We start from the raw sequence: 6,818 nt of genomic DNA, 5'->3' as shown, positions 1-6,818 counted from the left end.
GCTTCAAGCCATACACAAACGAACTAGAGAGTTGAAGGTCCCTACTTAATTATCTCACAGAACTTTTCACTGTCCAGTACAACATATATATTTGTTTTTATACTCATTTATTCGCTGGTGTAGAACTAGACACTTGGGAACCAGAAATAGCCAATTACAGGGCGGTAATGGCGCAGTTGAAACAATATTCTGCGCGGATTTATTTGGATATGATTCAGCAGACGGTGCAAAACTTGAGGGAAACCCAGATTCGGCCGGATTTGTTAATAGGCTCTGCCTACGATGAAACGGTGATGATTCCCAAGCACTATCAGGATAATGAATTTACGGCGATCGCTTGTGCCTGCATCTACAAACTGCTGCTTGCTTACTGCTATGGCAATTATACCGCTGCCCTAGACCACATTAGCCAAGTCAAACAGTATTTGATGGGAGTATCTGGATCGGCTTTTGTTCCAATTTTTCATTTTTATGCAGCCCTGACAAACTTGGCACTTTTCCCCACACAGTCAGAAATAGAACAAGCTGAAATTCTTATCCAGGTGGAAACTCATCAAACCACGCTCAAACAGTGGGCGCAAAACGCTCCGATGAATTATCTGCATAAATGGCACTTAGTTGAGGCAGAACGGCAACGGGTGTCCGGCAATAAAGCCGAGGCGATTGAAATGTACGATCGCGCCATTTCTGGAGCCAAAGAAAACAAATATGTTAATGACGAAGCCCTGGCCAACGAACTAGCAGCAAAATTCTACGGGGAATGGGGCAAAACAAAAGTTGCTCAAGCCTACATCTTTGAGGCGTATTATTGTTATGTTGAATGGGGAGCCACTGCTAAGGTAACGGATTTAGAAACGCGATATCCTCAATTATTGATTGTAACTCAACCGGGAAGAAACAACAATCAAACTACTGTAGCAATGACAACCACCGGTTCTGGTAATCACCTAGATATCACCGCAGTCATGAAGGCTTCTCAGGCGATTTCCGGCGAAATATTGCTGGATAAACTACTGTCTAGCTTGATGAAAATTTTGATGGAAAATGCAGGGGCGCAAAGAGGATATCTAATTTTGGCAAGCCAGGAAAAGCTGTTAATTGAAGCTGAAGGGACAATCGATGACGAACAAGTCACTGTTTTGCAGTCACTCCCCGTTGAGAATTGTCAAGAACTTTCCTCTGCGATTGTCAATTATGTGTCCCGCACTCAAGAAAGTGTGGTACTAGATGATGCTGCGCGATCGGGAAAATTTACCAACGACGCCCACATCCGAAAGCATCAGCCCAAATCAATTTTATGCGTGCCGCTGATTAACCAATCTCAAATTGTCAGTATTGTTTACTTAGAAAATAATCTGACAGCCGGAGCTTTTACGCCGGAAAGAGTGGAATTATTAAAAGTGTTATCTGGACAGGCGGCGATCTCGATTCAAAATTCTAAGCTTTATACAGAAGTCCGCGAAAATGAAAGCAGGCTGGCTCAACTCAACAAAGCTTACGAGCGATTTGTGCCCCATCAATTCCTCCAGTTTTTAGAGAAATCAAGCATCATTGATGTGGAATTGGGCGACCAAGTGCAGTTAGAAATGTCGGTGTTGTTTTCCGACATTCGCGACTTCACCACGCTTTCGGAAACTATGACGCCGGAGGATAATTTCAAATTTATCAATTCCTATCTTTCTCGCATGGAACCCGTCATTAATGAAAATAAGGGGTTTATCGACAAATATATTGGCGATGCGATTATGGCGCTATTTAGCGGTGAGGCGGATAATGCGGTGAAAGCGGGAATTGCTATGCTGCACCGTCTCGCTGAATACAATGAATACTGCGCTAACACTGGCGGTGTGCCAATTCAGATTGGGATTGGGATTAATACGGGTTCTTTGATGCTGGGAACTGTGGGAGGACCAAATCGCATGGACGGGACAGTCATCAGCGATGCAGTGAATTTAGCTTCTCGTGTGGAAAGTTTGACAAAAAATTATGGGGTGTCGCTGTTAATTACGCAGCCAACTTATACGCGCCTGAAAAATCCATCGCAGTACACAATCCGCACTCTCGATACGGTAAAAGTCAAGGGAAAATCAGAAGCTGTAACAATTTATGAGGTGTTTGATGCAGATCCGCCAGAAATTAAACAGGCCAAGTTAGCTACGCTGGAATTGTTTGCACAAGCTAGGGCACTTTACTCGGAAGGGAAGTTGTTTGAAGCGGCGCGAATGTTTTCCGAGTGTTGGCGTCAGAATCCGGGCGATCGCGTTGCTAAAATTTACTGGGAACGCTGTGAGTCTGCATTGGTGACTCGCACAAAAATTAAAGACAGGCTACACCATTTACATTAAGCGGTTGCTATACCTGAAAATCACAGCAAAAGTGCGATCGACTGTTGAGGCAGCATACAAATTAGGCGATCGCAATCGGGTAGGTATGTTGTCGCGCTAAAGCGCTAAAACGGAACAACATACGAAGCCTAAAAAGTTACTGCCTGAACTATACTGCTGGCAGTGACTCCTTTCAAGACAGCTAAATATTCCCCTGTTACCTGATACTGAATTATAGTATCGCTCACCAAAGCGCCGGTTCCTTGAAAAATATTTAACTGGCTAAAAGCCAGGGGGCTAATTAAATCAATTTTGTCTTCATTGAGGGTAAAATCAATAATCACATCAGCGGTGGCTAAGTCTGTTCCACCAGTATCGATCGCGATCGCAAACACATCAAAACCCAATCCGCCTGTGAGAGTGTCGGCACCCATTTCTCCAAATAAGTAATCATTGCCCCCGTCGCCAAACACGATATCGTCGCCATCGCCGCTGTAAATGCGATCGTTTTCCTTACCTGCGTAAATCAAGTCAGTACCGCCGTCACCCTGAATAAAATCAATCCCCTTACCACCAAAAATAATGTCATTGCCATCGCCGCCGCTAATACCGTCATCACCTTTTTGTCCGTAAAGCAAGTCATCTCCTGCTTTGCCATGAAGATAGTCATTGCCGGGGCGTGCGTGGATAATGTCGTTTAATGCCGATCCTATTACGCGATCGTCCTGATCTGACAAACCGATTACTGACTTTTTCAACAAGGTTGTGACATCGCCTAAGTTATCGTTATCGCTGATATTGACTGTGAGAGGGGCGACGAGATTATTATACAATGTGTCAGTGCTGGTAGTGGCATGGCTAATTGGGCTGAGATGATTGCCCTCAACAACCGCATCGTCAACCGCAGTCACCGTTACCGTTTGAGCGACATTCCAATTGGCGGGAGTAAAAGTAAGGGCCCGTTGGCTGATAGTAACTTGAGTTTCAGGGGTAATAGCGACGGTGACATTAGCAGTTGGCTGAGTATTTAGTCGCACTTTGTATATATCGCTGCCCAAGCTTTCAAGTACGTTGGTACTGCCAAGTGGTTCAAGGAAAATGACAGCGGGAGTACCTGGAGTTGGCGTGGGAGTCGGCGTTATCGTGGGAGCCGGTGTTGGTGTTGTGGTAGGAGTTGGTGTTGGCGTTATCGTGGGAGTCGGTGTCGGCGTTGGTGTTGTGGTAGGAGTTGGTGTTGGTGTTGGCGTTATCGTCGGAGTTGGTGTTGGCGTTATCGTGGGAGTCGGTGTCGGCGTTGGTGTTGTGGTAGGAGTTGGTGTTGGTGTTGGCGTTATCGTCGGAGTTGGTGTTGGCGTTATCGTGGGAGTCGGCGTTGGTGTTGGCGTTATCGTGGGAGTCGGCGTGGCAATGTTAACAGTAAAACTGCCTAAATTGCGAGCTACAACTTGATTGCCAAAAGTATCTTTTACTTGCGATGCTTGCAAATTAACAGCATAACTCCCATTATCTGTATCATCCCAACTTCCCCCAGGCGGAGTCAGCGAATAAGTTGCCGCGCGAGGTGTGCCATTACTATTAGTATCGACGCTGACAAATGTAGCGGGAATTGCACCACCTGACCAATTTACTACCAGATCAAAATTATCTAAACTGCTAACATCAACTCCACTGCTATCACTGAAAGTAACTGTCAATGTCTGACTTGTACCAGCCGAATTAGTAATGTTAGAAACGGCTCCCAAGCTAGCAGTAGGTGCTGTAACATTAGCAGTGCGAGCCAGTTGAGTGGCAGCGGTATTGTTATTATTGGCAGTATCATTCGCTTGAGCCGCAAGTACATCAACTGTGACAGCGCCATCAGCACTAGGTGTGACATCAAAGGTGTAGGTTTTGGCATCAACTGTGACAAAGTTACTGACATTCGCATTGGCGACAGTAATATCAGTATTATCAAACCCAGCGACATTTTCGCTGAATGTTGCTGTGACGCTAAATGCTGCGTTGACTGTGGTTTCTGAAGTTGAGTTTAAGGCAACTGTCGGTACAATGGTGTCTACAATTATGGCTCTGCTATCGGCTAAAGATTGTCCCGCAGGAATAGTTAAGGTTGCATCATTTCCAACTGTATCTTTTAAGGTTGCACCAGTCGCTAAAGTTATACTATTTGAATTAAGGTCGAGGCTATTTTGTCCGGCTGTTGGAGTATAAGTGCCGACAGCAGATGTACCCGTAAAAAATGCAATAGTAACAGTGCCGCCCGTGTCTAAGGCGACACTCATATTACCGCCTGCTAAAGTAACGGCTTCGCTGAAGTTGACGCTAACGTTGATGTTGGCAGTTGTGCCGTAACTGCCGTCAGTGGTCGTAGAGGTGACGCTGGTGATGGTGGGTGCAACGGTATCAATAACTATGGCTTTACTACCACCGAGAGAGCTAACTGAGGCGGTAGTGGGGAGGGTTAAGAAAGCGTCAAAGGCTGTACCAACAGTTTCTTTAATGGTGCCGCCGTTGAGGGTGAGGGCGTTGGTGGCGAGGTATTCTAAGTCACCGGAGGTGTCTCCAGCTTGCACTACATAGTTGAAGGTGAGTAAAGTACCGCCGCTACCGCTGGCGTAAGTGGCAAAGCGGTCGGTTGTGCCTGTTTCTAGTTGCAGTCGGGGTGTGCCGGTGACGTTGACAGCGGCATCGAAGGTGACGGTGATGGCGATGGTAGCACCTGCTTTGTAGCTGCCGTCAGCGGTGGTAGCGGTGACAGCAGTAACTTTGGGGGTGGTGTTGAGCAGGATGCCGGCGTTGTTGTCGCCCGGGTTCCCCACAGCTAAGTCAGGTTTTCCGTCGCTGTTGAAGTCGCCGATGCCGACGGAGCGGGGGTAACGGCCAGTTGGGAAGAGAACTTGGGGGGCGAAATCAGGGCTGGTGCCTGCGGTGGTAGTGGTATTGAGCAGGATGGAGACGTTGTTGCTGTAGTCGTTCGCCACAGCTAAGTCAGGTTTTCCGTCGCTGTTGATGTCGCCGATGCTGAGGAATCTGGGGCCAGCGCCAGTTGGGAAGTCAACTTTGGGGGCGAAAGTGGGGGTGGTGGCTCCGGTGGCGGTGGTGTTGAGCAGGATGGAGGCGGTGTTGCTGTTGGTGTTCGCCACAGCTAAGTCAGGTTTGCCATCGTTGTTGATGTCGCCGATGGTGACGCCGAAGGGGGCAGCGCCAGTTGGGAAGGGAACTTGGGGGGCGAAAGTGGGGGTGGTGGCTCCGGTGGCAGTAGTGTTGCGTAGGATGGAGACGGTGTTGCTGTTGATGTTCGTCACAGCTAAGTCAGGTTTGCCGTCGTCGTTGATGTCGCCGATGGTGACACCGAAGGGGCCAGCCTCAGTAGCGAAGGTGGCGGTGGTGGCGAAGGTGGCGGTGGTGTTGAGTAGGATGGAGACGTTGGCGCTGCCGCTGTTCGCCACAGCTAAGTCAAGTTGACCGTCGCCGTTGATATCGCCGATGCTGACGGAGGCGGACTTAGTGCCAGTTGGGAAGGGAACTTGGGGAGCGAAAGTGGGGGTGGTAGCTCCGGTGGCAGTATTGTTGAGCAGGATGGAGACGTTGTTGCTAGTGTAGTTCGCCGTTGCTAAGTCAGGTTTCTCGTCGCCGTTGAAGTCGCCGATGCTGACGCCGAAGGGGCCATCGCCAGTGGCGAAGGGAACTTGGGGGGCGAAAGTGGGGGTGGTAGCTCCGGTGGCAGTATTGTTGAGCAGGATGGAGGCGGTGTTGCTGTTGGTGTTCGCCGTTGCTAAGTCAAGTCTGCCGTCGCCGTTGAAGTCGCCAATGCTGACGAACAAAGGGTTACTGCCAGTAGGGAAGGTGACTTGGGGGGCGAAGCCTAGTAAACCGCTGTAGGTTTTGAGGGTGGTTTCTGTGAGAATTAGTTTTGGCTTTTGGGGGGATGGGGGGATGAGTTGGGGGATGTCCCAGGTGCCTCCTCGTTTGCTGTTGCCTGTAGGGTGGGGGTTGGCGGCGATGTTTGCGCCTGTGAGTTGGTGGAGTTGAGTGAGGAATTGGTGGCCTGTGTCTCCGGCTGCTAGGTTACACCCGTAGAGGAGAATATCGGCACCAGGAATTAGTGCTTTGCGCCACTGTTTGAGTTGAGGGCCGAAACTTTCTATGTTGCTGTTGTTGAGTGTATTTGTACCGAGATGTACTGCACCAGGACTGCCGTGAGAGATAATATGTATTGCTTCTATCTTTTGTTCAATTGCTAGCCTTTCGGTGATTTGCTTGATGCCATCCTGCGTTTCATCTAAAATAATTACTTCAGCCTTTGAACAAACGCCGCTCATTAAAATTTGATAATCTTCAACATTGGAGTCAATAAAAACTAGAATTGAAAAAAGTTTTTGTTGTATCATTTGCACTCTATCTACTTTTTATTTTTTATATATTTCATTAAAATAGGATTTATGCACTCACTAGCATCTGATTGCGAGTCATGCCTACCCTCATTGCGATTGCTTC

General features: G+C 48.1%; 2 protein-coding genes. One reads left to right on the top strand and one right to left on the bottom strand.

Translation table 11 applies throughout. The features are described 5' to 3' along the window. Positions 1 to 209: 209 nt before the first annotated feature. Positions 210 to 2,345 (top strand): adenylate/guanylate cyclase domain-containing protein, encoded by a 2,136-nt coding sequence (locus QUB70_RS12315; RefSeq protein WP_442927777.1) that lies wholly within the window; start codon positions 210 to 212, stop codon positions 2,343 to 2,345. Positions 2,346 to 2,473: 128 nt separating this feature from the next. On the opposite strand, the gene QUB70_RS12310 is transcribed toward QUB70_RS12315, so the two are convergent. Continuing rightward, complete coding sequence (locus tag QUB70_RS12310) at positions 2,474 to 6,712, bottom strand: FG-GAP-like repeat-containing protein (RefSeq protein WP_332980610.1); 4,239 nt, start codon at positions 6,710 to 6,712, stop codon at positions 2,474 to 2,476. Between the last annotated feature and the right edge of the window lie 106 nt (positions 6,713 to 6,818).

Source organism: Microcoleus sp. A003_D6, assembly GCF_036702825.1.
Lineage (GTDB): Bacteria > Cyanobacteriota > Cyanobacteriia > Cyanobacteriales > Microcoleaceae > Microcoleus.
The sequence above is the reverse complement of the archived record's forward strand: the minus strand, read 5'-3'. Positions and strand labels throughout refer to the sequence as shown.

Coding starts and splice junctions, on each gene's coding strand:
- QUB70_RS12315 (WP_442927777.1), top strand. CDS start 210: ATGATTCAGCAGACGGTGCAAAACTTGAGGGAAACCCAGATTCGGCCG.
- QUB70_RS12310 (WP_332980610.1), bottom strand. CDS start 6,712: ATGATACAACAAAAACTTTTTTCAATTCTAGTTTTTATTGACTCCAAT.